Raw genomic sequence first — 23,643 nt, 5'->3', positions numbered from 1 at the left:
CTGTCGCCAGATTCGGTATTTTCTCAGAGGGCTAATACTGGATGGCGTCCTTGTAAATGCAAATTATCAGGAAAACCAATTCATGGCACTGCTGGTTCAACACCTGTGGAGAACGGCAGTCCGTTGCATAAATCTACGGAACGGGTTGCGAACCTGTGTTCCGATTAGCGCAACGCCGTCCGGCAATGAACACATTACTTCCCTCCTGCCAGCTCCAGAAAACTCCCCGTAACATAAGATGCTTTCTCACTTAACAGCCAGGCGATCGCCTGAGCGACCTCTTCCGGTTGCCCGCCACGCTGCATCGGTAACATAGACTTCACACGATCAACTCTTCCTGGCTCACCGCCAGAGGCATGCATTTCGGTGTAGATAAGGCCAGGACGCACGCAATTCACACGTATCCCCTGTGCCGCCACCTCAAGTGCCAGACCGGTGGTGAGCGTATCTACCGCCCCTTTCGACGCAGCATAATCGACGTACTCAAAAGGGGCGCCAAGCCGCGATGCTGCCGAGGAGACATTAACAATTGCCCCACCCTGACCACCATGTTTTAAAGACATCCGCTTTACGGCCTCCCGACAACAGAGGAAATATCCAGTGACGTTAGTAGCCAGTACACGATTAATACGTTCGGCGGTTAAGTTTTCCACAGTACTCTGTTCAAACAAAATTCCGGCATTATTCACCAGTGCAGTTAGTGGTTCTCCTTCGCGGTCGATGGCTTCAAACATCGCCATAACCTGATTTTCATTACTGATATCTGCCCGCAGGGTAAACGCCTTACCACCCGATGCGATAATGCTATTCACGACTTCTGTTGCGGCAAGAATATTGTGGTGAAAGTTAACCGCGACCGTGTAGCCCTCTTCTGCAAGTTGCCGCGCAGTGGCGCGTCCAATACCGCGACTGCCGCCTGTCACTAATGCGATTGCCATTTCGTATTCTCCAGAAATAAAAAAGCCGGGTGGCGCATGCGCTTACCCGGCCTGTCGTTCATACCTCAGGTATTACTGATATTCGCTCATCGGCACGCAGGAGCAGAACAGATTACGGTCACCGTAAACGTCATCAAGACGCTTCACTGTCGGCCAGTATTTATTCGCAACACCTGTCGGGAACACCGCTATTTCGCGGCTATAACCGTGATTCCACTCAGCAACCAGTTCGTTCTGCGTGTGCGGAGAGTTAACCAGCGGGTTATCTTCCAGTGACCACTCGCCTGCTTTCACGCGATCGATCTCTGCGCGGATTGCAAGCATCGCATTAATAAAGCGATCCAGTTCCACTTTACCTTCAGACTCCGTTGGTTCCACCATCAGCGTACCCGCCACCGGGAAAGACATAGTCGGCGCATGGAAGCCGTAGTCGATCAGGCGCTTAGCAATATCCAGTTCACTGATGCCGGTTTCTTCTTTCAGTGGGCGAATGTCGAGAATACACTCGTGCGCCACACGGCCATCGCGGCCGGTATACAGTACCGGATAGGCATCTTTCAGACGGCTGGCAATGTAGTTGGCATTCAGAATCGCCACCTGGCTCGCCTGTTTCAGACCTTCTGCCCCCATCATGCGGATATACATCCAACTGATTGGCAGAATAGATGCGCTGCCGAACGGTGCAGCAGAAACTGCGCCCTGACGGGTGAGCATACCTTCAATCTGTACAACACTGTGCCCCGGTACAAACGGTGCGAGGTGCGATTTAACACCAATTGGTCCCATACCCGGACCACCACCGCCGTGCGGAATGCAGAAGGTTTTATGCAGGTTAAGGTGCGATACATCCGCGCCGATAAAGCCCGGCGAGGTGATACCGACCTGGGCGTTCATGTTCGCGCCATCCAGGTAAACCTGACCGCCATACTGATGCACAATCTCACACACTTCACGGATGGTTTCTTCATAGACGCCGTGAGTGGACGGATAGGTCACCATAATGCAGGAGAGGTTTTCGCCCGCCTGCTCAGCTTTGGCACGCAGATCAGCCAGATCGATGTTGCCGTTTTTATCACAAGCCACTACTACCACCTGCATACCCGCCATCTGCGCGGAAGCAGGGTTAGTACCGTGAGCAGAGGCCGGGATTAGACAGATATCACGATGCCCTTCGTTACGACTTTCGTGATAATGACGAATAGCCAGCAGGCCCGCATATTCGCCCTGTGCACCGGAGTTCGGCTGCATACAAACGGCATCATAACCGGTCAGTTTTACCAGCCAGTCGGACAGCTGACCAATCATTTGCTGGTAGCCTTCCGCCTGTTCCGGGGGGCAGAACGGATGCAGTTCAGCGAATTCTGGCCAGGTAATTGGGATCATCTCGGCGGCAGCGTTCAATTTCATGGTACAGGAACCCAGCGGGATCATCGCCTGGTTCAGCGCCAGATCTTTACGCTCCAGCGAATGCATATAGCGCATCATCTCGGTTTCGCTATGGTAGCGATTAAATACCGGATGGCTCAGGATCGCATCATCGCGCAGCATGCTGTCCTGAATAGAACGGCTGTCGAGGGCCACGTCTTTATCCAGAGCATCAATGTTCAGACCGTGGCTGTCGCCCAGCAGGACACTGAACAACTGCACGACATTTTCACGGGTGGTGGTTTCGTCGAGCGTAATACCTACCGCGTTATGAATATCACTGCGCAGGTTGATTTCTGCCGCTTCAGCGCGCGCCAGTACGGCAGCTTTGTCGCTTACTTCTACGCACAGGGTGTCGAAGTAGTGTGCGTGACGCAACTTCAGCCCTTTCTGTTGCAGACCTGCCGCCAGAATATCGGTCAGGCGATGGATACGATTCGCAATGCGTTTCAGTCCAACCGGGCCATGATAAACGGCATACAGGCTGGCGATATTTGCCAGCAGAACCTGCGAGGTACAAATGTTAGAGTTCGCTTTCTCACGGCGGATATGTTGTTCGCGAGTCTGCATCGCCATACGCAGAGCAGTGTTACCCGCTGCATCTTTCGATACGCCGATAATGCGGCCTGGCATGGAGCGTTTGTATTCGTCTTTTGCCGCAAAGAATGCCGCATGCGGGCCGCCATAGCCCATCGGTACGCCAAAGCGCTGTGCAGAGCCAAACACAATGTCGGCGCCCTGTTTGCCCGGAGCAGTCAGCAGCACTAACGCCATAAAATCAGCCGCAACGCTGACCACGACTTTACGGGATTTCAGTTCAGCAATCAGTTTGCTGTAGTCGTGAACTTCACCGGTGGTACCAACCTGTTGTAACAGAACGCCAAACACATCCTGATGATCCAGCGCTTTTGCCGCATCATCAACAATGACATCAAAGCCAAAGGTTTCCGCACGGGTGCGTACCACATCCAGCGTTTGCGGATGAACATCAGAAGCGACAAAGAAACGGTTGGCATTTTTTAGTTTGCTGACGCGTTTTGCCATCGCCATAGCTTCCGCTGCGGCAGTGGCTTCATCCAGCAGAGAAGCGGAAGCCATATCCAGACCGGTCAGATCCAGCGTGACCTGCTGGAAGTTCAGCAGCGCTTCCAGACGACCCTGGGAAACTTCTGGTTGGTACGGCGTATAGGCGGTGTACCAGCCTGGGTTTTCCAGCATGTTGCGCAGAATAACTGGCGGCAATTGCACGGCGGTATAGCCCATGCCAATGTATGACGTGAAGCGCTTGTTACGTCCGGCAATGGCTTTTAATTCAGCCAGCGCAGCGTATTCGGTCGCCGCCTCGCCCACCTGCGGCGGGGTTGCAAGCTGAATGTCTTTCGGCACAATCTGGCCGATCAGCGCGTTTAACGACTCGGCGCCAACCGCATTCAGCATCTCTTGCTGCTGCGCGGCGTCCGGTCCGATGTGGCGTTCAATGAAAGCGCCGCTGTTTTCAAGCTGGCTTAACGTCTGTGTCATGGGCGATGGTTCCTGAAACGTGCAGTGAATCGTAGGTGTATCTACTTACCTGAATACACGAAATAATTCACATTGCAGGACACAACGGCTTCCTGCAACGTGAAGAATGAAGCGTATTTACTCGTCTTCTAACAGTGCTTCATATGCAGTCGCATCCAGCAGCGACTCAATTTCGCTTTCATCGCTGGCCTTGATCTTAAAGATCCAGCCACCGGTATATGGCTCGCTGTTCACCAGTTCCGGGGAATCACTGAGCGCGTCGTTAACCGCAACAATTTCACCGCCCACCGGCGCATAAATGTCGGAAGCCGCTTTTACGGATTCTGCAACAGCGCAGTCATCGCCTGCGCTGACAGTCGCGCCAATTTCTGGCAGATCAACAAAAACCATATCGCCCAACAGCTCCTGAGCGTGTTCGGTGATACCAACGGTGTAAGAGCCATCAGCTTCTTTGCGCAGCCATTCGTGTTCTTTACTGTATTTCAGTTCTGCTGGTACGTTGCTCATCAATCAATCTCCAAAAAGGATGAATCACGCGACGGCTTTGCCGTTACGCACAAAAATAGGTTTAGTCACTTTTACCGGCATTTCACGGTTGCGGATCTGCACTATCGCTGTCTCGCCGATACCTGCTGGAACGCGCGCCAGCGCGATGCTGTAGCCCAGCGTTGGAGAGAATGTACCGCTGGTGATAACTCCTTCCTGCAGGTTGCCCTGAGCATCAGTGAAACGCACTGGCAGTTCATTACGCAGTACACCTTTCTCCGTCATCACCAGGCCAACCAACTGTTCATGGCCTTTTTCACGTTGCATTTCCAGCGCTTCGCGGCCAATAAAGTCACGGTCAGCAGGCTCCCACGCAATAGTCCAGCCCATGTTGGCCGCCAGCGGAGAAACACTCTCATCCATTTCCTGGCTGTACAGGTTCATACCTGCTTCCAGGCGCAGCGTATCACGTGCCCCCAGCCCGCAAGGCTTAACACCGGCTTCCACCAGCGCGCGCCAGAAATCCGCCGCTTTTTCATTCGGCATGGCAATTTCATATCCCGCTTCGCCGGTATAACCAGTGGTCGCGATAAACAAGTCACCAGTCTGCACACCGAAGAAAGGCTTCATGCCCTCTACCGCATGACGTTGTTCTTCATTAAACAGCGTGGTTGCTTTTGCCTGCGCATTTGGCCCTTGCACCGCAATCAACGACAGGTCGTCACGAACGGTAATGTCGATGGCATAAGGTTCAGCGTGTTGGGTAATCCAGGAGAGGTCTTTTTCGCGGGTGGCGGAGTTTACAACGAGGCGGAAGAAGTCTTCAGTGAAGTAGTAGACGATCAGGTCATCTATCACGCCACCCGAAGCGTTAAGCATACCGGAATAAAGGGCTTTGCCGGTTTTCGTCAATTTCGCGACGTCGTTTGCCAGTAGATAGCGCAAGAACTCCCGGGTGCGGCTTCCGCGCAGATCGACGATGGTCATATGCGAAACATCAAACATACCAGCATCGGTGCGGACAGCATGGTGCTCATCGAGCTGAGAACCATAATGCAGGGGCATCATCCAGCCATGGAAATCAACCATGCGCGCGCCACATAGCGTGTGTTGTTCGTACAAAGGAGTCTGTTGAGCCATCTTTTCCTCGTTGAATAAGCGGGGCTACCAACTCTTTCGTGGTGAAATCTTCGCCACGAAACCCAGCACCGCAGCCGCTCCGGGGGCTGCGACGCAAACGTTCTCTTTGCCTTGAACTTACCACTGAAATAGACGCTAAACCATAAGTCAAAATTAACCATCACATTAGCTTATGACTAAAAATGACAGGATATGCACCAGAATAAAAAACCACACAAAGGCCATTAAATCAGCGAAATTGATATGAAAAAGTTGAAATAATCAGCATCAATCCATATTAAATATGGAAAAAATGTTAAAAATGGCGTTATGAGAAAATAGTAATATTAAAAAAACTAATGCGAAAAAAGGTGTGGAATTAGATTATTTCAAATGAGATAAGTGTCCCGGCGCGCAGGCCGGGAGAGGAAAGTGTGACGGGTCTCAAACTCTTAAAATTGTCCTTTCGGACGTTAACGTAGCCACTCAGGAAGGTCGTTTAATCCCATTGCCTGACGGAGGAGTTGTGGTTTTACGCCAGGGAGGGTATCAGCCAGTTTCAGACCAATATCACGCAGCAGTTTCTTCGCCGGGTTTTCTCCGGCAAACAGTTCGCGGAAACCTTGCATACCAGCAAGCATCAGCGCCGCGCTGTGCTTACGGCTACGCTCATAACGACGCAGGTAGAGATGCTGGCCAATGTCTTTCCCCTGGCGTTGCAGGCGCTTAAGCTCATCAATCAGCTCTGCGGCATCCATAAAGCCAAGATTAACCCCCTGACCCGCCAGCGGATGGATGGTATGCGCCGCATCGCCAACCAGTGCCAGACGATGGGCGGCAAACTGGCGAGCATAGCGCCCCGTCAACGGGAACGTCTGACGTTCGCTTTCGAGTTGGCATAACCCCAGACGATTATCAAAGGCAATGTTCAGCGCCTGGTTAAACTCTTCAACGCTTGCCTGCTGCATACGCTCAGCTTCCTGCGGCGAGAGTGACCAGACAATAGAGCACAGATGCGGGTCACTGAGCGGTAAAAATGCCAGAATGCCCTCACCATGGAATGCCTGGCGAGCAACAGCACCATGTGCTTCCTGCGTACGAATAGTCGCGACCAGCGCATGATGCCGGTAATCCCAGAAGGTCAGCGGGATATCTGCTTTATTACGCAGCCAGGAGTGAGCGCCGTCTGCACCAATCACCAGGCGTGCGGTCAGCATCGATCCGTCCTTCAGGGTCAGAAAAGCATCGTTCTCACCCCATGCCACCTGCTGCAGTTCTGCCGGGGCCATAAGCGTAATATCCGCCGACTGCTGTGCCTTTTGCCACAATGCGTAATGGACCACCGCATTTTCTACAATGTGTCCCAAATGGCTGTACCCCATGCTTTGGTCATCAAATTCGATGCGCCCAAAACTGTCTCGATCCCACACTTCCATACCGTGATAACAACAGGCACGGCGGGCGACGATGTCTGACCATACGCCAAGACGGGTAAGCAGTTTTTCGCTGGCAGCATTAATTGCCGACACACGAAGCTGAGGAGGAGCATCCGTCGCCAGAGGGTGTGGAACATGTTGTTCTAACACTGCAACGCGTAACCCGCTGCCCTGCAAACCGCAGGCAACCGCCAGTCCTACCATGCCGCCACCAACAATTGCTACATCAACACTTTGCACTGTTTGCTCCTGAAAACGGGACGATCAAATACCGTAGGCCAGATAAGGCCTACTGGTCTACAGGCCATCATTAACGCGCAACCCACCCCAGGGTCCGCTCTACCAGCGCATCTCGCGCGGGGGTAAATAATTCCATCGCCATTAATCCGGCATTACGCCCAACGATCAACGGAGCCCAGCGATTGGCAAACAGATACACCAGGCTATTCGTCACGCCAATCGTCGCTTCACGGTCAGTCTGACGACGTCGCTGATAACGTGACAACACCGAATAATCGCCTACATCTTCGGCGGTGCTATGTGCCTGAGTCAGCGTTTCAGCAAGACTCATGACATCACGCATTCCAAGGTTAAAACCTTGTCCGGCAATCGGATGAAGCGTTTGTGCAGCATTGCCGACCAGAACAGTACGATGGGTCACTGCCTTCACTGCTGTGGTTAATGAAAGCGGATAGGCACTGCGTTTACCCGCTTGCGTAATATGACCCAGCCGCCAGCCAAATGCTGTTTGCAGTTCACGGCAAAACCGTTCGTCGGACCAGGCCAAGATCTCATCACGCCGCTCAAGCGGATGACACCACACCAGCGAGCATCGGCCATCTGACATCGGCAACATTGCCAGCGGGCCATGTTGCGTAAAGCGCTCAAACGCCCGTCCGTTATGCGGAACGGAGGTTGTGACGTTGGCAATCACGGCCAACTGTTCGTAAGGTTGCTGTTGCCACTCAACACCGCACGCGGTAGCCAGCGCAGAGCGAGTACCGTCAGCCGCTACCAGCACGCGACCGGTAATCACTTCGCCATTCTCCAGCGTGACCTCAACGCATTCCTGGGTGCGCGACACGCTGGCAACCCGATCAGGACAATGCAGCGTAACACCTCGCGCTTTGCGCAACAGTGCGAACAAACGCAGCCCAACATCATGCAGTTCCACCACCTGACCCAGTGCCGGTATACGGTATTCGTGCGCATCAAGCGTAACAAACCCGGCATGTCCACGATCGCTGACGTGTACTGTTTTGATCGCCGTTGCGCAATCGGCTATTGCCTGCCAGACGCCAATTCGCGCCAGCTGTTGACAGGTACCTGCCGCTAGCGCAATCGCCCTGGCGTCAAACCCCGGATGACAATCGCCCTCTGGATCGCTCGCTTCAATCAGATGAACCGGTAGCGTCCCATGGGTAAGCTGAGAAATGGCCAGCGCCAGCGTCGCGCCGACCATACCACCACCAACGATAATTACGCTCATTGCAGTCGCGCCGCAGCCATTAAGGCTTCAATCTCATCCGTCCTCTTAACCACACCGGAAGTAAGGTTTTCATTACCGTCTTCGGTAATGAGGATGTCATCTTCAATACGAATACCGATACCGCGATAAGCGGGCGGTACGTCGGCGTCAGGTGCGATGTACAGCCCTGGCTCTACGGTAAGCACCATCCCCGGTTCAAGAATACGTGAGCGATCCTGACCATAAACACCAACGTCGTGTACATCCAGCCCCAACCAATGGCTAAGACCATGCATAAAGAAAGGACGGTGTGCGTTATCGGCTATCAGTTGGTCAATTTCACCATGCAGAATACCGAGCTTCACCAGACCGGTAATCATGATACGTACCACTTCACCTGTGACCTCCTGGATGGAAGTACCGGGGCGATACAGACGCAAGCTGGTTTCCAGCGATTCCAGCACAATGTCATAGATTTCGCGCTGCGCAGGGGTGAATTTGCCGTTTACCGGGAAGGTACGCGTAATGTCGCCTGCGTAGCCTTTGTATTCACACCCGGCGTCAATCAACACCAGATCGCCATCGCGCATTTCACTTTCGTTTTCGGTGTAATGCAGGATACAGCCGTTTTCGCCACTGCCGACAATGGTGTTGTAGGACGGGTAACGCGCACCATGACGGGTGAATTCGTGGTGAATTTCCCCTTCAAGTTGGTATTCAAACATCCCTGGACGACATTTTTCCATCGCACGGGTGTGCGCAAGAGCAGTGATTTCTCCGGCGCGACGCATCACTGCGATCTCTTCTGGCGATTTAAACAGGCGCATCTCATGCACCATTGGGCGCCAGTCAATAATAGCCACCGGCGCTTTCAGATTTTGTCTGGAACCTTTACGCAATTTTTCCAGTGCAGTGAAGACTATCTCATCTGCATACGCATATTCGCCTTGTGCGTGGTAAACCACGTCCAGACCATTAAGCAGTTGGTGCAGTTGCTGGTTGATTTCACTGAAGGCTAACGCCCGGTCAACGCCCAGTTTCTCCGGCGCAGCATCCTGCCCCAGACGACGGCCAAACCAGATCTCTGCGGTAAGGTCACGTACCCGATTGAACAAAACGCTATGGCTATGAGTGTCATCACTTTTAATCAGCACCAGCACAGCTTCAGGTTCGTTAAAACCAGTGAAATACCAGAAATCGCTGCTCTGGCGATATGGATATTCACTGTCCGCACTGCGCGTCGCTTCAGGGGCGGCGAAAATCAGTGCGGCGCTGCCGGGTTGCATTTGTGCCAGTAAAGCCCGGCGGCGGCGGAGATACTCTTGCTGCGTCATAACACTCTCCTTGGCGTTTCGTTCTTAGTGCAAAGTCGGTTTACGTACTTCTGGTGCAGTCGGCTGCTGACGTGTAAATGTGTCATGACATAGCAGAGCCGCAACACGCACATACTCAATGATCTCTTCGAGCGACATTTCCAGCTCTTCCTGATCTTCGTCTTCGTCGTATCCCAACTGAGCGATATTACGCAGATCGTCGATAGCTTCGCCGGTTTCGCCGGTCACTTTATCGAGCTTAGGTTGGGTGACACCGAGACCAAGCAAAAAGTGGTTTACCCAACCTGCCAGCGCATCGGCACGTTCGAAGACGCTGACATCGTCTCCCTCAGGCAGATAAAGCTGAAAAAGAAAACCGTCGTCTTCCAGGGCATCACTGGTGGCTGAGTGCATTTTAACCAGAGCCTGGGCCAGCTCATGACCAAAGGCCAGGCCTTCATTCGTCAGGTCGTGCAACAGCGGCTGCCATGAGCTGTCGTTGTTACCGCCGCAAATCATCCCACTGATCAAACCGTGCATTTCGGCAGGGGTCAATCCAGCCCCTTGTTGGTTCAAAAACTGGCTAACTTCGTTGTAACCAGGCATTTCGTTCTGTATAGACATAAGCATTCGTCATCAAAGGGAGGATATTCATGATATGCTACCACTTTGGACCCTGGTGGACCAGAAAAGGGCTTGTATCTTGATACCAGGGTAGCTATAGTGTCGCCCCTTCGCAGACCCAAGGTCTGGAGACGAAGGCAGCGCAGTCAATCAGCAGGAAGGTGGCATGTCTGCACAACCCGTCGATATCCAAATATTTGGCCGTTCACTGCGAGTGAATTGCCCGCCTGAACAAAGGGATGCGTTGAATCAGGCTGCGGACGATCTGAATCAGCGATTGCAAGATCTGAAAGTTCGCACTAGAGTCACAAATACTGAGCAGTTGGTTTTCATCGCCGCGTTGAACATCAGCTATGAGTTAACTCAGGAAAAAGCGAAGACGCGTGACTACGCGGCGAGCATGGAACAGCGTATTCGGATGCTGCAACAAACCATTGAACAGGCGTTGCTTGATCAGGGTCGCATTACCGAAAAAACGCCCCAAAACTTTGAATAACACTTTTCGGTTTACTGTGGTAGAGTGACCGTGAAGACAAAATTTCTCTGAGATGTTTGCAAGCGGGCCAGTCCCCTGAGCCGATATTTCATACCACAAGAATGTGGCGCTCCATGGTTGGTGAGCATGCTCGGCCCGTCCGAGAAGCCTTAAAACTGTGACGACGCATTCACCTTGAACCAAGGGTTCAAGGGTTACAGCCTGCGGCGGCATCTCGGAGATTCCCTTCTACCTGGCTACAGCCATGACACTACTTCCTGAACTTCCATTATCCCGGCAAGAAATTCGTCAACTGATCCGTCAGCGTCGCCGTTCGCTTACTTCTGAACAACAAATCCAGTTCGGTCAGCAGGCTGCGACCAGAATGCTGAGCTATCCCCCTGTTGTACTGGCACACACCGTAGCGGTTTTTCTCTCCTTTGATGGTGAACTTGATACCCAACCGCTGATCGAACAGCTCTGGCGGGCTGGCAAGCGTGTCTACCTTCCGGTTCTGCATCCGTTCAGCCCTGGTAACTTACTGTTTCTGCACTATCATCCGCACAGCGACCTGGTGACAAACCGATTAAAAATCCAGGAACCTAAACTGGATGTACGCGACGTATTGCCGCTGTCGAAACTGGATGTACTTATCACACCGCTAGTCGCATTTGATGAAGACGGACAGCGTCTGGGAATGGGCGGAGGTTTTTACGACCGCACATTACAAAACTGGCAGCAATATAAGATCCAGCCCGTGGGCTATGCACATGATTGCCAGTTAGTCGAAAAACTACCGGTCGAAGAGTGGGATATCCCACTGCCTGCGGTGGTGACGCCGTCAAAAGTGTGGGAATGGTAAGGGTGACAAAAACCAAATTACCTGGATTGACTTTGCTGATTCTTTAACCTAGTTTAGTGAGTAAGGGTAAGGGAGGATTACTCCTCCCCTGTGACTGACTGTTAATAAGCTGCGAAACTTACGAGTAACAGTACAATCAGTATGATGACTGACTTCATCATAACCCTTCTCCTTTAAGCCCTCCCTTCGGTGAGGGCTTTTACCGTTTCAGCCCCATGCTGCCCCTCTATCGTAAATTGTCACTGTATTGACACAATGCGCTATACAGCCTTTACTCTCCTTCTGCGGCAAGCTTCGCAAACGCTCTTGTGAATGATGTAAGCGGTAGAAAAGTTAACAGTATTGAGAAAAGGGGTTGTCAGGGAAGAGACGATGGGAGAAGTGATGTCAAAGCTAAAATGCAGCGATTGCCCCTTTTTGACCAAGCAGCGGCAACGCTGTATTAACAACAAGCAGGCCGCAGCCTGCTTGTCAAAAGCATAATTAGTACAGCATGCGCGCGCGAATTGTTCCTGGAATGGCTTTCATCGCCAGCAGCGCTTTCTCCGCCACATCTTCATCCGCCTCGATATCAATAACCACATACCCCACCTGCGCGGAGGTTTGCAGATACTGCGCGGCAATGTTAACGCCCTGCTCAGCGAAGATTTGGTTCAGCGCGGTCAATACGCCCGGACGATTTTCGTGAATGTGCATCAGGCGACGACCACCATGCAGCGGCAGCGAAACTTCCGGGAAGTTGACAGCAGACAGCGTAGAGCCATTGTCGGAATACTTCGTAAGCTTACCTGCCACTTCCAGACCGATGTTTTCCTGCGCTTCCAGCGTTGACCCACCAATGTGCGGCGTCAGGATCACGTTATCAAAATCGCACAGCGGAGAGGTGAATGGATCGCTGTTGGTCGCCGGCTCTGTTGGGAATACGTCGATTGCTGCCCCTGCCAGATGTTTAGTTGCTAACGCATCGCATAGCGCTGGAATATCGACCACCGTTCCGCGAGCAGCGTTGATCAACAGCGCCCCCGGTTTCATCAGTGCAATCTCTTTTGCGCCCATCAAATTTTTCGTTGATGCATTTTCCGGTACGTGAAGACTCACCACATCGCTCATATTCAGCAGATCGGAAAGATGCTGTACCTGTGTAGCGTTACCAAGAGGTAGTTTATTTTCGATATCATAGAAATAGACATGCATCCCCAGCGACTCCGCCAGAATGCCCAACTGGGTACCAATGTGGCCGTAACCGATAATCCCCAGTTTTTTACCACGCGCCTCAAAAGAGCCGGTAGCCAGTTTATTCCAGACGCCGCGGTGCGCTTTAGCATTGGCCTCCGGAACGCCGCGAAGCAGCAGCAACAGCTCGCCAATAACCAGTTCGGCAACAGAACGCGTGTTAGAGAATGGTGCGTTAAACACAGGGATCCCGCGTTTTGCCGCTGCGCTCAGGTCAACCTGATTGGTACCGATACAGAAGCAGCCAATCGCAACCAGTTTCTCTGCGGCTTCAATAACATCTTCAGTCAGATGGGTACGGGATCGCAGGCCAATGAAGTGGGCATCACGGATGGACTCTTTCAGTTGTTCTGTGTCCAACGCGCCTTTATGAAACTCGATGTTGGTGTAACCTGCCGCACGAAGGCTTTCCAGTGCTTTTTGATGCACGCCTTCAACCAGCAGAAATTTAATCTTGTCTTTCTCCAGCGATACCTTTCCCATTTACCCGACCCTGTCTTTTTTGTTCAAACTGATGTGTTGTGTGTGGGATTTTCATCCTCCTCTTCAACATATCAAAAAATAATATTGCGGCAATATGAACGTTTGCGTCGTCGTTCTGAAGAAGTGTCATTCAGTGGGAAATGTCAGAGTAAAATACTGGTGATAACTTTTTCTTTGGAGGGATCGGCAGGACAAGATTGAAAACGTGACAGATGTCACCAAATTTGCCCTGCCAAAATTTTTTTAACGGTAGAAGACTCTCCCGTCAGATCATTTTACGATAGTTTTCACGCCATCAGCCGTGCCAATCAGCGCCACATCGGCGCCACGATTGGCAAACAAACCTACGGTCACAACGCCTGGAATCGCATTAATAGCGTTTTCCATAGCAACGGCGTCGAGGATCTCCAGGCCGTGCACGTCGAGGATCACGTTGCCATTGTCCGTCACCACGCCCTGGCGGTATTCAGGACGCCCACCCAGTTTCACTAACTGGCGAGCAACCGCGCTACGCGCCATCGGGATAACTTCTACCGGCAGCGGAAAGTTACCGAGAATATCGACTTCTTTAGACGCATCAGCGATGCAGATAAATTTCTTCGCCACTGAAGCAATAATTTTTTCACGGGTTAACGCCGCACCGCCACCTTTAATCATCTGCATGTGGCCGTTAATTTCATCAGCACCATCAACATATACGCCGAGGCTATCCACTTCGTTAAGATCGAACACGTGGATGCCGAGGCTTTTGAGTTTTTCAGTCGATGCGTCCGAACTGGACACCGCGCCTTCAATCTGGCCTTTCATTGTGCCCAGCGCATCAATAAAGTGTGCGGCTGTTGAACCTGTACCTACGCCCACAATGGTGCCGGGCTGTACATACTGAAGTGCCGCCCATCCTACTGCTTTTTTCAGTTCATCCTGCGTCATGATCGTTTCGCCTGTGGTGTGAAAATTCACGCGCATTATAGAACATTGCGCAGAAAAATGTCCCCACACCCGCTCGCAGGCGGCGGATTTCGTCTTTACCCAACCCAAAATTGTGTCATAGTGCAGAACACGCAAAAATTTCAGGAGTACGTCAGAGCAATGAAACGTCCGGACTACAGAACACTACAAGCACTGGATGCGGTTATTCGTGAACGAGGATTTGAGCGCGCTGCGCAAAAGCTGTGCATCACGCAATCCGCGGTTTCACAACGCATAAAACAGCTTGAGAATATGTTCGGACAACCGTTGCTGGTGCGCACCGTACCGCCTCGTCCTACTGAACAGGGACAAAAGCTGCTGGCGCTTCTGCGCCAGGTTGAGCTGCTGGAAGACGAGTGGCTCGGCGATGAACAAACCGGCTCTACCCCGCTGTTGCTCTCTCTGGCGGTGAACGCCGACAGCCTGGCGACATGGTTACTCCCGGCGCTGGCACCAGTGCTGGCAAACTCACCGATTCGCCTGAATTTACAGGTTGAAGATGAAACGCGCACCCAGGAACGCCTGCGTCGCGGTGAAGTGGTCGGTGCGGTGAGTATTCAACATCAGGCGCTGCCAAGCTGTCTGGTGGATAAGCTAGGCGCGCTTGACTACCTGTTTGTGGGATCAAAGCCTTTCGCCGAGCGTTATTTTCCTAATGGCGTCACCCGCTCAGCCCTGCTGAAGGCGCCGGCGGTGGCGTTTGACCACCTTGACGATATGCACCAGGCCTTCCTGCAACAAAACTTCGATCTTCCGCCTGGCAGCGTTCCATGCCATATCGTTAACTCGTCCGAAGCCTTCGTACAATTAGCGCGCCAGGGCACCACCTGCTGCATGATCCCGCACTTACAGATAGAAAAAGAACTGGAAAGCGGTGAGCTTATCGACTTAACGCCGGGCTTATTCCAGCGCAGGATGCTGTACTGGCATCGCTTTGCACCGGAAAGTCGCATGATGCGCAACGTCACTGACGCACTGCTGGCATACGGGCACAACGTGCTGCGCCAGGATTAACCCTTTCATTTCATTGCCGGATGACGCTTCGTTTATCCGGCTTAACACCTTTCATATTATCTCCGTCATTTCTTTGAAATTCATCACAAAATAAAACACACCACGCGGCAAAAAACGACGCCCTGTTGGCTATTTTTTGCTGGCGACAAGCCCAATGAAAAAGCTCACCGTATTCGCAAAGATTCAACTAATTGCGTAATACGGAGCAAAAAATGGCAAACGTACAGGAGTGGCAAACACTCGCCAACAAAGAACTCAGCCGACGGGATAAAACCGTCGAATCGCTGGAACGACAAACGGCGGAAGGGATTGCCATCAAGCCGCTGTACACTGAGGCTGACCTCGATAATCTGGAAGTAACAGGCACACTCCCCGGCCTGCCGCCTTACGTACGTGGCCCGAGAGCAACCATGTATACCGCGCAACCGTGGACCATTCGCCAGTACGCCGGTTTCTCCACCGCTAAAGAGTCCAACGCTTTTTACCGCCGTAACCTCGCCGCGGGTCAAAAGGGGCTTTCCGTCGCCTTTGACCTTGCCACCCACCGGGGCTATGACTCAGACAATCCACGTGTAGCAGGCGACGTTGGGAAGGCAGGCGTAGCTATCGATACAGTAGAAGACATGAAAGTCCTGTTCGACCAGATCCCGCTCGATAAGATGTCAGTGTCGATGACCATGAACGGCGCGGTGCTGCCAGTGCTGGCGTTTTATATTGTGGCCGCAGAGGAGCAAGGTGTATCACCGGAGCTACTCACCGGTACCATCCAGAATGACATTCTGAAAGAGTACCTGTGCCGTAACACCTATATTTACCCACCGAAACCTTCAATGCGCATTATCGCCGACATCATCGCCTGGTGCTCAGGCAACATGCCGCGTTTTAATACCATCAGCATCAGTGGTTACCACATGGGCGAAGCCGGAGCCAACTGCGTTCAGCAGGTGGCGTTTACGCTGGCTGATGGCATTGAATACATCAAAGCCGCACTCTCTGCCGGGCTAAAAATCGACGATTTCGCCCCACGTTTGTCATTCTTCTTCGGCATCGGCATGGATCTGTTTATGAACGTCGCCATGCTACGCGCCGCGCGCTATCTGTGGAGCGAGGCGGTCAGCGGTTTTGGCGCGACAAACCCGAAATCATTAGCCCTGCGCACCCACTGCCAGACTTCCGGCTGGAGCCTCACCGAACAGGATCCTTATAACAACGTAGTCCGCACCACTATTGAAGCGCTCGGCGCCACACTTGGCGGCACACAGTCTTTACACACCAACGCCTTTGATGAAGCGCTCGGTCTGCCTACTGATTTCTCCGCACGTATTGCACGTAATACGCAGATCATTATTCAGGAGGAGTCGGAAATCTGCCGTACCGTTGATCCGCTGGCCGGATCGTATTACGTCGAGTCGTTAACCGATCAAATCGTCAAACAGGCGCGCGCGATCATTCAACAGATTGATAAGGCGGGCGGGATGGCGAAAGCGATCGAAGCCGGATTGCCGAAACGCATGATCGAAGAAGCCTCTGCCCGTGAGCAGTCGCTGATCGACCAGGGCAAGCGCGTCATTGTTGGGGTTAACAAGTACAAACTGGATAAAGAGGATGAAACGTCGGTACTGGAAATTGACAACGTCAAAGTGCGCAACGAACAGATCGCGTCTCTGGAGCACATCCGTGCCACCCGCGATGATGCCGCAGTCAAAGCGGCGCTAAACGTGCTCACCCACGCCGCGCAGCATAATGAAAACTTGCTTGCCGCTGCAGTCTGCGCTGCCCGCGTTCGCGCCACGCTCGGGGAAATCTCCGACGCACTGGAAGCCGCCTTTGACCGTTATCTGGTGCCAAGCCAGTGCGTCACTGGCGTGATTGCGCAAAGTTACCACCAGTCCGATAAATCCGCCTGCGAATTTGATGCCATCCTTGCGCAAACCGAACAGTTCCTGGCAGACAATGGTCGTCGCCCACGCATTCTGATCGCCAAAATGGGGCAGGACGGCCACGATCGCGGCGCGAAAGTGATCGCCAGCGCCTATTCCGATCTCGGTTTCGATGTCGATCTCAGTCCAATGTTCTCCACCCCGGAAGAAATAGCCCGTCTGGCGATCGAAAATGATGTGCATGTGATCGGCGCATCTTCACTGGCGGCGGGTCATAAAACCTTGATCCCGGAACTGGTCACCGCACTCAAAGGCTGGGGACGAGAAGATATCTGCGTGGTGGCTGGAGGTGTTATCCCGCCGCAGGATTACGCTTTCCTGCAAGAGCGCGGCGTAGCGGCCATATATGGCCCCGGCACACCAATGCTCGACAGCGTCCGCGATGTATTAACCCGTATCAGTCAACATCATGATTAACACCACCACGCTTGAAGACACCATCCAGCGCTTGCGTATGGGCGATCGCGCCACACTCGCTCAGGCCATGACGCTGGTGGAGAGCCACCATCCGCGACACCAGGCGCTAAGCACGCAATTGCTGGACGCCATTATGCCATTCACTGGTAACGCCCTGCGTCTGGGAATTACCGGCACTCCTGGCGCGGGCAAAAGTACCTTTCTGGAAGCGTTCGGCATGTTGCTGATCCGCCAGGGACTGCGGGTGGCGGTGATTGCCGTCGATCCCAGCAGTCCGGTCAGCGGCGGCAGCATTCTTGGCGATAAGACCCGGATGACGGAACTGGCACGCGCAGAGGCAGCGTTTATTCGCCCGGTCCCCTCCAGTGGCCATCTGGGGGGGACCAGCCAACGCGCACGTGAGTTAATGCTGTTGTGCGAAGCGGCGGGCTTCAACGTGGTAATTGTTGAAACCGTTGGTGTTGGGCAGTCCGAAACTGAAGTGGCCCGCATGGTCGATTGCTTTATCTCACTACAAATCGCCGGTGGCGGGGACGATCTGCAGGGGATCAAAAAAGGCATCATGGAGATGGCAGACCTGATTGTCATCAATAAGGACGACTGTGAAAACCGGGCCAGCGTCGCCACCGCCCGCCATATGTATGAATCTGCCCTGCATATTCTGCGCCGTAAGTACGACGAGTGGCAACCGCAGGCTCTGGCCTGTAGCGCACTGGAAAAACGAGGCATTGAGGAAATCTGGCAGGCGATAACCGACTTCAAAACATCTCTTACCGCCAGCGGCCGACTGGAAAAAGTTCGCCAACAGCAGTCTGTGGACTGGTTACAAAAACAGGCCGAAGAAGAGGCGCTTCACCTGCTGTTTGCGCGCGCTGATTTCGACCGTTACTTCCAGCAAACGCTACAGTCGGTCAAAAACCATGATCTTTCGCCGCGCACCGGCCTGCGGCATATCAGCGAATTTATCCAGCATCATTACTTTGAATAAAGAGAACATTATGTCTTATCAATACGTCAACGTTGTCATCATCCAGAAAGTCGCGGTCATCGAATTCAATTATGCCCGCAAGCTCAATGCCCTGAGTAAAGTGTTTATCGATGATCTGATGCAGGCGCTGAGCGACCTCAACCGCCCGGAAATTCGCTGTATTATCCTGCGCGCGCCGAGCGGGGCAAAAGTGTTCTCTGCCGGGCATGACATTCATGAACTCCCCGCCGGACGTCGCGATCCGCTCTCTTATGACGATCCGCTGCGCCAGATCACCCGCATGATCCAAAAATACCCAAAACCCGTGATCTCCATGGTCGAGGGCAGCGTCTGGGGCGGTGCGTTTGAGATGATCATGAGTTCCGATCTGATCATCGCCGCCGAAACCTCCACCTTCTCGATGACGCCGGTCAACCTCGGTGTACCGTATAACCTGGTGGGTATTCACAACCTGACCCGCGATGCGGGATTCCATATCGTCAAAGAGCTGATTTTTACCGCCTCCCCTATCACGGCGCAACGCGCAATGGCGGTCGGGATCCTTAACCATGTGGTCCCTACTGATGAACTGGAAGATTTCACTCTACAAATGGCACACCACATCTCGGAAAAGGCGCCACTGGCAATAGCCGTTATCAAAGAAGAGCTACGCGTGCTGGGCGAGGCGCACACCATGAATTCAGATGAATTTGAGCGGATCCAGGGCATGCGCCGCGCAGTTTATGACAGCGAGGACTATCAGGAAGGGATGAATGCGTTTATGGAAAAACGCAAACCTAACTTTGTAGGTCATTAATCACACGGGGGAAAGGAGATCGCCATGAAACGGATGAGTGCCGAAAAAGCGGCAGAGATTATCCAGCACGATGATATGGTCGCGTTCAGCGGCTTTACGCCAGCAGGTTCACCAAAAGCGTTACCTGCTGCGATTGCCCGACGTGCCAGCGAGCTGCATCAGGACGGACAGTCCTTTCAGATCCGCCTGCTGACCGGGGCGTCCATTAGCGCGGCAGCTGACGATGCGCTATCAGAGGCTGATGCTGTTTCCTGGCGCGCCCCTTATCAAACCTCTTCCGGCCTGCGTCAGAAAATTAATCAGGGTCAGGTGAGATTTGTCGATCTCCATCTGAGTGAAGTCGCTCAGATGGTAAATTACGGCTTTTTTGGCGATATCGATGTTGCCGTCATTGAAGCCTCCGCTATCGCACCGGATGGTCGGATTTGGCTTTCCAGCGGAATTGGCAATGCGCCAACCTGGCTGCTGCGAGCAAAAAAAGTGATTATTGAGTTGAATCACTATCATAATCCACGCGTGTCAGAGTTGGCCGACATTGTTATTCCGGGCGCTCCGCCGCGCCGTAACAGCGTTCCCATCTTTCATACTATGGATCGCGTAGGCAGCCAGTGCGTTCAGATTGACCCGAAGAAGGTTGTCGCAGTGGTGGATACTGAGCTTCCCGATGCCGGAAATGCATCGGATAAAACCAACCCAGTCTGCCAGCAAATTGCTGATAATGTAGTGGCCTTTCTGCTGACAGAAATGGCGCACAAACGTATCCCGCCTGAGTTCCTGCCGTTACAAAGCGGCGTCGGCAATATTAACAACGCGGTGATGGCACGACTTGGCGAGAACCCGGATATCCCGCCTTTTATGATGTACTCAGAGGTGTTGCAGGAGTCCGTTGTACATCTGCTGGAAACGGGAAAAATCACTGGCGCCAGTGCCTCAAGCCTGACGGTTTCCGCAAGTTCGCTGGAGAAGATCTACGACAACATGGATTTCTTCAGCAACCGGATTGTGCTTCGTCCGCAGGAGATCTCCAATAACCCTGAGATCATCCGTAGACTTGGGGTAATCGCGCTAAACGTCGGGCTGGAGTTTGATATCTACGGTCATGCCAACTCCACGCACGTCGCAGGAGTGAACCTGATGAACGGCATTGGCGGCAGCGGTGATTTCGAACGCAATGCCTATCTGTCTATCTTCATGGCTCCGTCCATTGCCAAAGGCGGAAAAATTTCGACAATCGTCCCCATGTGCAGTCACGTTGATCACAGTGAACATAGCGTAAAAGTGATCGTTACCGAGCAAGGAATCGCCGATCTGCGCGGGTTATCACCGTTGCAACGGGCGCACACCATTATCGAAAACTGCGCGCATTCCCTTTATCGGGACTATCTGCACCAGTATCTGGAGAAAGCGCCTGGTGGGCATATCCATCACGATCTCAGTCATGCGTTTGATCTGCACCGCAACTTAATAGAGAGTGGCTCAATGCTGGGTTAATTTGCCATGCCGTCACGATCTTCAACAATGTGCTGTAGCATTGTGGCGGTATAGCGATGATTTTTCAGCGAATAGAGAAATTCCTGCATGTACATTGGACTACCGGGCGCATCGAAATATTTCAGCGTCGCCGGATTCACCAGTCGCCAGGCAAAATGGGGAATCACTGTCAGAAACTGCCCGCGCTCGACTGCGCTTATCTTGGCCATAAAGCTGTATGGACGGTAGATGATTGTCGGGTGGATCCCACACGGGCGCATATATGCATCGATCATCGCCTCAAAGTTAGCCCGATTCTGAAAGCGCATTTGCAGCCAGGGTAACTCGCGCAGCAGATCCTGCGGCTGTTTTTCTTCATAACGTCGGGAAACCAGAAACCCCAGGCGCAGCGGTGGCAACTCGCTGACCGTCATATTTTCCAGTCCTTGCACACGAGGTGAAACGTGCTGAGGTGAAATAATAAAGTCCAGTTGCCTGTCGAACAGATTATCAATTACCCCATTCTCACTGAACTCAACAGCCTGAGCGGTCACGCCATCGTACTTGTCGCCAAGGCTAATCAGTTGGTCAAAAATAATGGTGGGATAGGTATTGTCGATGCCGATGACGACATCTCGCGAGCGACGAGAGGAATTATTAATTTCATTATCAATAGCAGATAGACGTTGATAGACGGGAAACAGTTTCTGATACAGCTCCTGCCCCGCTTTGTTCAGACTGATGTTGTTATCTTTCCGGGTAAACAACGTATAGCCGATTTGCTCTTCCAGTGCGGCAATGCTTTTACCAAAGGGCGATGCGGTCATGTGTATTTTTTCTGCTGCTCTGGCGATGTTATTGGTTTGCGCCAACAGAATAAAATTCCGCATCTTTTTCGAGATAAAAATATCCATAGTCACCTCATAAAATCACTATGGCATATCCTCATGCAGACAAATAAAAGACTCGCGACGCGGTCTCACTTTTACAGTTGTTCACAGAAAAAGCCCGGCTGATTAGCCGGGCCTGAAATGATTATTGCGTCTTTGTTGGTGTTGCCGTTGGCTGGCTCGCTGCAGGCTCTATCTGAAAGACCACATCCACCTGATCGTCAAACTGAATGACCGGTTGTTCGTAGGTTTCCTGAGCTGATGGCGCAGGTGCCGCGTCAGCTTTCATCATCCGTACCATTGGGCTCGGTTGATAGTTAGAGACATGGTAACGCACGCTATAAACCGGGCCCAGCTTGCTGTTGAAGCCGGCAGCCAGCTCCTGTGCCTGATGAACAGCATCATCAATAGCCGCTTTACGCGCTTTGTCTTTGTAGGCATCCGGTTGGGCAACGCCCAGCGATACCGAACGGATCTCATTCAGACCTGCTTTCAACGCGCCATCCAGCAGTGCGTTAAGTTTATCCAGCTGACGCAGTGTGACTTCAACGGTACGCACCGCGCGATAGCCTTTGAGTACGCTTTTACCGTTCTGGTAATCGTAGTCTGGTTGTGTACGCAGGTTTGCTGAGCTGATGTCCTTCTTCGCTATCTGATTCTGCTCAAGGAAGGAAAGATATTGCGCCACACGATCGTCGGCCTGTTTCTTTGCTGATGCAGCGTCCTTCGCTGCCACGTTGACTTCGATCGCCAGAGTTGCGATATCAGGCGTTGCATCTACGCTTGCCGTTCCTGAAGTCACGATGTGCGGTCCGTTCGGCAATTCATTTGCCTGTACCGATAGTGCACTGAATCCGACTAATGCCGCCAGGGCCATCACTTTGAACTTCACTCTCGTTCCTCCATGTTACATTAACTACCCCGAAACTCAGGGCACATGCAGGCAAGCTTAGCGGATCTCAGCCTGTTGTCCATCAGACAACACTTAGAGTCTGGCCCCTCAGGTGTCCTTGTTACAGCCAGTCTGGGCACAGACAACGCGGAAAAACAGGAGCTTATACATAGTAAGTGAGGATTTTGATCACTGCCCATGGTCAAAATGGCAAATAGAATAACCTAATGGGCCAGACTTTTAGTTGAACAGGGCGTGAACATGCCCAACCCCCTCTTTCGCCAGTTGAAAAGCGATAAACCACATCACTAATCCCACCAGCGTATTAATGATACGCTGAGCTTTAGCCGTGCGCAGTCGCGGCGCCAGCCAGGCTGCCAGCAGCGCCAGTCCGAAGAACCACAGGAACGATGCGCTAACGGTTCCCAGCGCAAACCAACGCTTAGGCTCAACGTCCAGTTGACCGCCCAGACTTCCCAACACCACAAAGGTGTCCAGATAGACGTGGGGATTGAGCCATGTCACTGCCAGCATGGTGGCGATAATCTTCCAGCGCCCCTGCTTCATTACCTCAGCACTGGCCAGTTCCAGATTACTGCTCATTGCTGTTTTTAACGCCCCGAAACCGTACCAGAGTAAGAACGCCACGCCCCCCCAGGTCACCAGAGCCATCAGCCATGGCGACTGTATCAGCAATGCACTACCGCCAAAAATTCCTGCGCAGATCAACACTAAATCGCTGATGGCGCAGAGTAAGGCAATCATGATGTGATACTGGCGGCGAATGCCCTGATTCATTACGAATGCGTTTTGTGGGCCAAGCGGAAGTATCATGGCTGCGCCAAGCACAAGCCCTTGAAAATAATACGATAACACGTTAATCA

21 protein-coding genes and 1 other RNA gene are annotated in these 23,643 nt (G+C 52.6%); 8 read left to right on the top strand and 14 right to left on the bottom strand.

Features of this window, described 5'->3' with window-relative positions; all coding sequences use genetic code 11:
* Positions 1-194: 194 nt before the first annotated feature.
* The 8 genes from LG384_RS21410 to LG384_RS21375 all read right to left on the bottom strand — a co-directional run bounded on the left by LG384_RS21410 (position 195) and on the right by LG384_RS21375 (position 10,330).
* Complete coding sequence (locus tag LG384_RS21410; RefSeq protein WP_225761478.1) at positions 195-938, bottom strand: SDR family oxidoreductase; 744 nt, start codon at positions 936-938, stop codon at positions 195-197.
* A gap of 72 nt (positions 939-1,010) precedes the next feature.
* Entirely contained in the window at positions 1,011-3,884 is a 2,874-nt protein-coding gene (gene gcvP, locus LG384_RS21405; protein WP_045447279.1) for an aminomethyl-transferring glycine dehydrogenase, read from the bottom strand.
* 117 nt (positions 3,885-4,001) lie between these two features.
* On the bottom strand, positions 4,002-4,391 hold the full coding sequence (gcvH, locus tag LG384_RS21400; RefSeq protein ID WP_200009965.1) for a glycine cleavage system protein GcvH: 390 nt from the start codon (positions 4,389-4,391) through the stop codon (positions 4,002-4,004).
* Between the two features lie 24 nt (positions 4,392-4,415).
* Complete coding sequence (gene gcvT, locus LG384_RS21395; protein WP_225761477.1) at positions 4,416-5,510, bottom strand: glycine cleavage system aminomethyltransferase GcvT; 1,095 nt, start codon at positions 5,508-5,510, stop codon at positions 4,416-4,418.
* A gap of 452 nt (positions 5,511-5,962) precedes the next feature.
* Complete coding sequence (gene ubiI / locus LG384_RS21390) at positions 5,963-7,165, bottom strand: FAD-dependent 2-octaprenylphenol hydroxylase (protein ID WP_045447288.1); 1,203 nt, start codon at positions 7,163-7,165, stop codon at positions 5,963-5,965.
* Positions 7,166-7,235: 70 nt separating this feature from the next.
* Positions 7,236-8,414, bottom strand: coding sequence for a 2-octaprenyl-6-methoxyphenyl hydroxylase (gene ubiH, locus LG384_RS21385; protein ID WP_225761476.1), 1,179 nt, complete (start codon positions 8,412-8,414; stop codon positions 7,236-7,238).
* Positions 8,411-9,727: a Xaa-Pro aminopeptidase gene (gene pepP, locus LG384_RS21380; RefSeq protein ID WP_225761475.1), complete on the bottom strand. Its 1,317-nt coding sequence runs from the start codon at positions 9,725-9,727 to the stop codon at positions 8,411-8,413. Before pepP ends, ubiH begins: the two co-directional genes overlap by 4 nt.
* A 24-nt stretch (positions 9,728-9,751) precedes the next feature.
* Positions 9,752-10,330 carry a YecA family protein gene (locus tag LG384_RS21375; RefSeq protein WP_136345249.1) on the bottom strand — a complete coding sequence of 193 codons (579 nt, stop codon included), beginning with the start codon at positions 10,328-10,330 and terminating at the stop codon, positions 9,752-9,754.
* Positions 10,331-10,496: 166 nt separating this feature from the next.
* Between LG384_RS21375 and zapA the strand changes: the two genes are divergently transcribed.
* From zapA to LG384_RS21360, 3 genes are all read left to right on the top strand, one after another.
* Positions 10,497-10,826, top strand: coding sequence for a cell division protein ZapA (gene zapA, locus LG384_RS21370; RefSeq protein ID WP_045447299.1), 330 nt, complete (start codon positions 10,497-10,499; stop codon positions 10,824-10,826).
* 41 nt (positions 10,827-10,867) lie between these two features.
* Positions 10,868-11,051, top strand: a non-coding RNA gene (gene ssrS / locus LG384_RS21365) — 6S RNA.
* A 19-nt stretch (positions 11,052-11,070) separates the two neighbouring features.
* Positions 11,071-11,667 carry a 5-formyltetrahydrofolate cyclo-ligase gene (locus LG384_RS21360; RefSeq protein ID WP_045447302.1) on the top strand — a complete coding sequence of 199 codons (597 nt, stop codon included), beginning with the start codon at positions 11,071-11,073 and terminating at the stop codon, positions 11,665-11,667.
* Between the two features lie 101 nt (positions 11,668-11,768).
* On the opposite strand, the gene LG384_RS21355 is transcribed toward LG384_RS21360, so the two are convergent.
* The 3 genes from LG384_RS21355 to rpiA form a co-directional block, all read right to left on the bottom strand.
* On the bottom strand, positions 11,769-11,828 hold the full coding sequence (locus LG384_RS21355; RefSeq protein ID WP_136345268.1) for a type I toxin-antitoxin system Ibs family toxin: 60 nt from the start codon (positions 11,826-11,828) through the stop codon (positions 11,769-11,771).
* A 322-nt stretch (positions 11,829-12,150) separates the two neighbouring features.
* Positions 12,151-13,383 (bottom strand): phosphoglycerate dehydrogenase, encoded by a 1,233-nt coding sequence (serA, locus tag LG384_RS21350; RefSeq protein ID WP_045447305.1) that lies wholly within the window; start codon positions 13,381-13,383, stop codon positions 12,151-12,153.
* A gap of 270 nt (positions 13,384-13,653) precedes the next feature.
* Positions 13,654-14,313: a ribose-5-phosphate isomerase RpiA gene (gene rpiA, locus LG384_RS21345; protein ID WP_136345248.1), complete on the bottom strand. Its 660-nt coding sequence runs from the start codon at positions 14,311-14,313 to the stop codon at positions 13,654-13,656.
* 159 nt (positions 14,314-14,472) lie between these two features.
* On the opposite strand from rpiA, the gene argP reads away from it, so the two are divergent.
* The 5 genes from argP to LG384_RS21320 all read left to right on the top strand — a co-directional run bounded on the left by argP (position 14,473) and on the right by LG384_RS21320 (position 20,998).
* Positions 14,473-15,366, top strand: a complete 894-nt coding sequence (gene argP, locus LG384_RS21340) for a DNA-binding transcriptional regulator ArgP (RefSeq protein ID WP_003825477.1) — start codon at positions 14,473-14,475, stop codon at positions 15,364-15,366.
* A 212-nt stretch (positions 15,367-15,578) separates the two neighbouring features.
* Positions 15,579-17,723 carry a methylmalonyl-CoA mutase gene (scpA, locus tag LG384_RS21335; protein ID WP_225761474.1) on the top strand — a complete coding sequence of 715 codons (2,145 nt, stop codon included), beginning with the start codon at positions 15,579-15,581 and terminating at the stop codon, positions 17,721-17,723.
* Complete coding sequence (gene meaB, locus LG384_RS21330) at positions 17,716-18,711, top strand: methylmalonyl Co-A mutase-associated GTPase MeaB (RefSeq protein WP_225761473.1); 996 nt, start codon at positions 17,716-17,718, stop codon at positions 18,709-18,711. Before scpA ends, meaB begins: the two co-directional genes overlap by 8 nt.
* 10 nt (positions 18,712-18,721) lie before the next feature.
* Positions 18,722-19,507 carry a methylmalonyl-CoA decarboxylase gene (gene scpB / locus LG384_RS21325; RefSeq protein WP_045447321.1) on the top strand — a complete coding sequence of 262 codons (786 nt, stop codon included), beginning with the start codon at positions 18,722-18,724 and terminating at the stop codon, positions 19,505-19,507.
* Between the two features lie 24 nt (positions 19,508-19,531).
* Entirely contained in the window at positions 19,532-20,998 is a 1,467-nt protein-coding gene (locus LG384_RS21320) for an acetyl-CoA hydrolase/transferase family protein (protein ID WP_225761472.1), read from the top strand.
* Here the strand turns inward: LG384_RS21320 and LG384_RS21315 are convergent.
* From LG384_RS21315 to argO, 3 genes are all read right to left on the bottom strand, one after another.
* Positions 20,995-21,891 carry a LysR family transcriptional regulator gene (locus LG384_RS21315; RefSeq protein WP_045447326.1) on the bottom strand — a complete coding sequence of 299 codons (897 nt, stop codon included), beginning with the start codon at positions 21,889-21,891 and terminating at the stop codon, positions 20,995-20,997. The two genes, LG384_RS21320 and LG384_RS21315, sit on opposite strands and share 4 nt — an antisense overlap.
* A 121-nt stretch (positions 21,892-22,012) precedes the next feature.
* On the bottom strand, positions 22,013-22,759 hold the full coding sequence (locus LG384_RS21310; RefSeq protein ID WP_045447329.1) for an oxidative stress defense protein: 747 nt from the start codon (positions 22,757-22,759) through the stop codon (positions 22,013-22,015).
* A gap of 240 nt (positions 22,760-22,999) precedes the next feature.
* On the bottom strand, positions 23,000-23,635 hold the full coding sequence (gene argO, locus LG384_RS21305) for an arginine exporter ArgO (protein ID WP_225761606.1): 636 nt from the start codon (positions 23,633-23,635) through the stop codon (positions 23,000-23,002).
* Positions 23,636-23,643 lie beyond the last annotated feature (8 nt).

The sequence above is a fragment of the Citrobacter sp. Marseille-Q3906 genome (assembly GCF_916618775.1).
GTDB lineage: Bacteria > Pseudomonadota > Gammaproteobacteria > Enterobacterales > Enterobacteriaceae > Citrobacter > Citrobacter murliniae.
The sequence above is the reverse complement of the archived record's forward strand: the minus strand, read 5'-3'. Positions and strand labels throughout refer to the sequence as shown.

What these genes read in the sequence shown, in the direction of transcription:
- rpiA (WP_136345248.1), bottom strand. Translation starts at nt 14,313, where the DNA reads ATGACGCAGGATGAACTGAAAAAAGCAGTAGGATGGGCGGCACTTCAG.
- LG384_RS21320 (WP_225761472.1), top strand. Translation starts at nt 19,532, where the DNA reads ATGAAACGGATGAGTGCCGAAAAAGCGGCAGAGATTATCCAGCACGAT.
- gcvP (WP_045447279.1), bottom strand. Translation starts at nt 3,884, where the DNA reads ATGACACAGACGTTAAGCCAGCTTGAAAACAGCGGCGCTTTCATTGAA.
- serA (WP_045447305.1), bottom strand. Translation starts at nt 13,383, where the DNA reads ATGGGAAAGGTATCGCTGGAGAAAGACAAGATTAAATTTCTGCTGGTT.
- zapA (WP_045447299.1), top strand. Translation starts at nt 10,497, where the DNA reads ATGTCTGCACAACCCGTCGATATCCAAATATTTGGCCGTTCACTGCGA.
- LG384_RS21315 (WP_045447326.1), bottom strand. Translation starts at nt 21,891, where the DNA reads ATGGATATTTTTATCTCGAAAAAGATGCGGAATTTTATTCTGTTGGCG.
- scpA (WP_225761474.1), top strand. Translation starts at nt 15,579, where the DNA reads ATGGCAAACGTACAGGAGTGGCAAACACTCGCCAACAAAGAACTCAGC.
- scpB (WP_045447321.1), top strand. Translation starts at nt 18,722, where the DNA reads ATGTCTTATCAATACGTCAACGTTGTCATCATCCAGAAAGTCGCGGTC.
- gcvH (WP_200009965.1), bottom strand. Translation starts at nt 4,391, where the DNA reads ATGAGCAACGTACCAGCAGAACTGAAATACAGTAAAGAACACGAATGG.
- LG384_RS21360 (WP_045447302.1), top strand. Translation starts at nt 11,071, where the DNA reads ATGACACTACTTCCTGAACTTCCATTATCCCGGCAAGAAATTCGTCAA.
- gcvT (WP_225761477.1), bottom strand. Translation starts at nt 5,510, where the DNA reads ATGGCTCAACAGACTCCTTTGTACGAACAACACACGCTATGTGGCGCG.
- LG384_RS21410 (WP_225761478.1), bottom strand. Translation starts at nt 938, where the DNA reads ATGGCAATCGCATTAGTGACAGGCGGCAGTCGCGGTATTGGACGCGCC.
- pepP (WP_225761475.1), bottom strand. Translation starts at nt 9,727, where the DNA reads ATGACGCAGCAAGAGTATCTCCGCCGCCGCCGGGCTTTACTGGCACAA.
- argP (WP_003825477.1), top strand. Translation starts at nt 14,473, where the DNA reads ATGAAACGTCCGGACTACAGAACACTACAAGCACTGGATGCGGTTATT.
- LG384_RS21375 (WP_136345249.1), bottom strand. Translation starts at nt 10,330, where the DNA reads ATGTCTATACAGAACGAAATGCCTGGTTACAACGAAGTTAGCCAGTTT.
- ubiH (WP_225761476.1), bottom strand. Translation starts at nt 8,414, where the DNA reads ATGAGCGTAATTATCGTTGGTGGTGGTATGGTCGGCGCGACGCTGGCG.
- meaB (WP_225761473.1), top strand. Translation starts at nt 17,716, where the DNA reads ATGATTAACACCACCACGCTTGAAGACACCATCCAGCGCTTGCGTATG.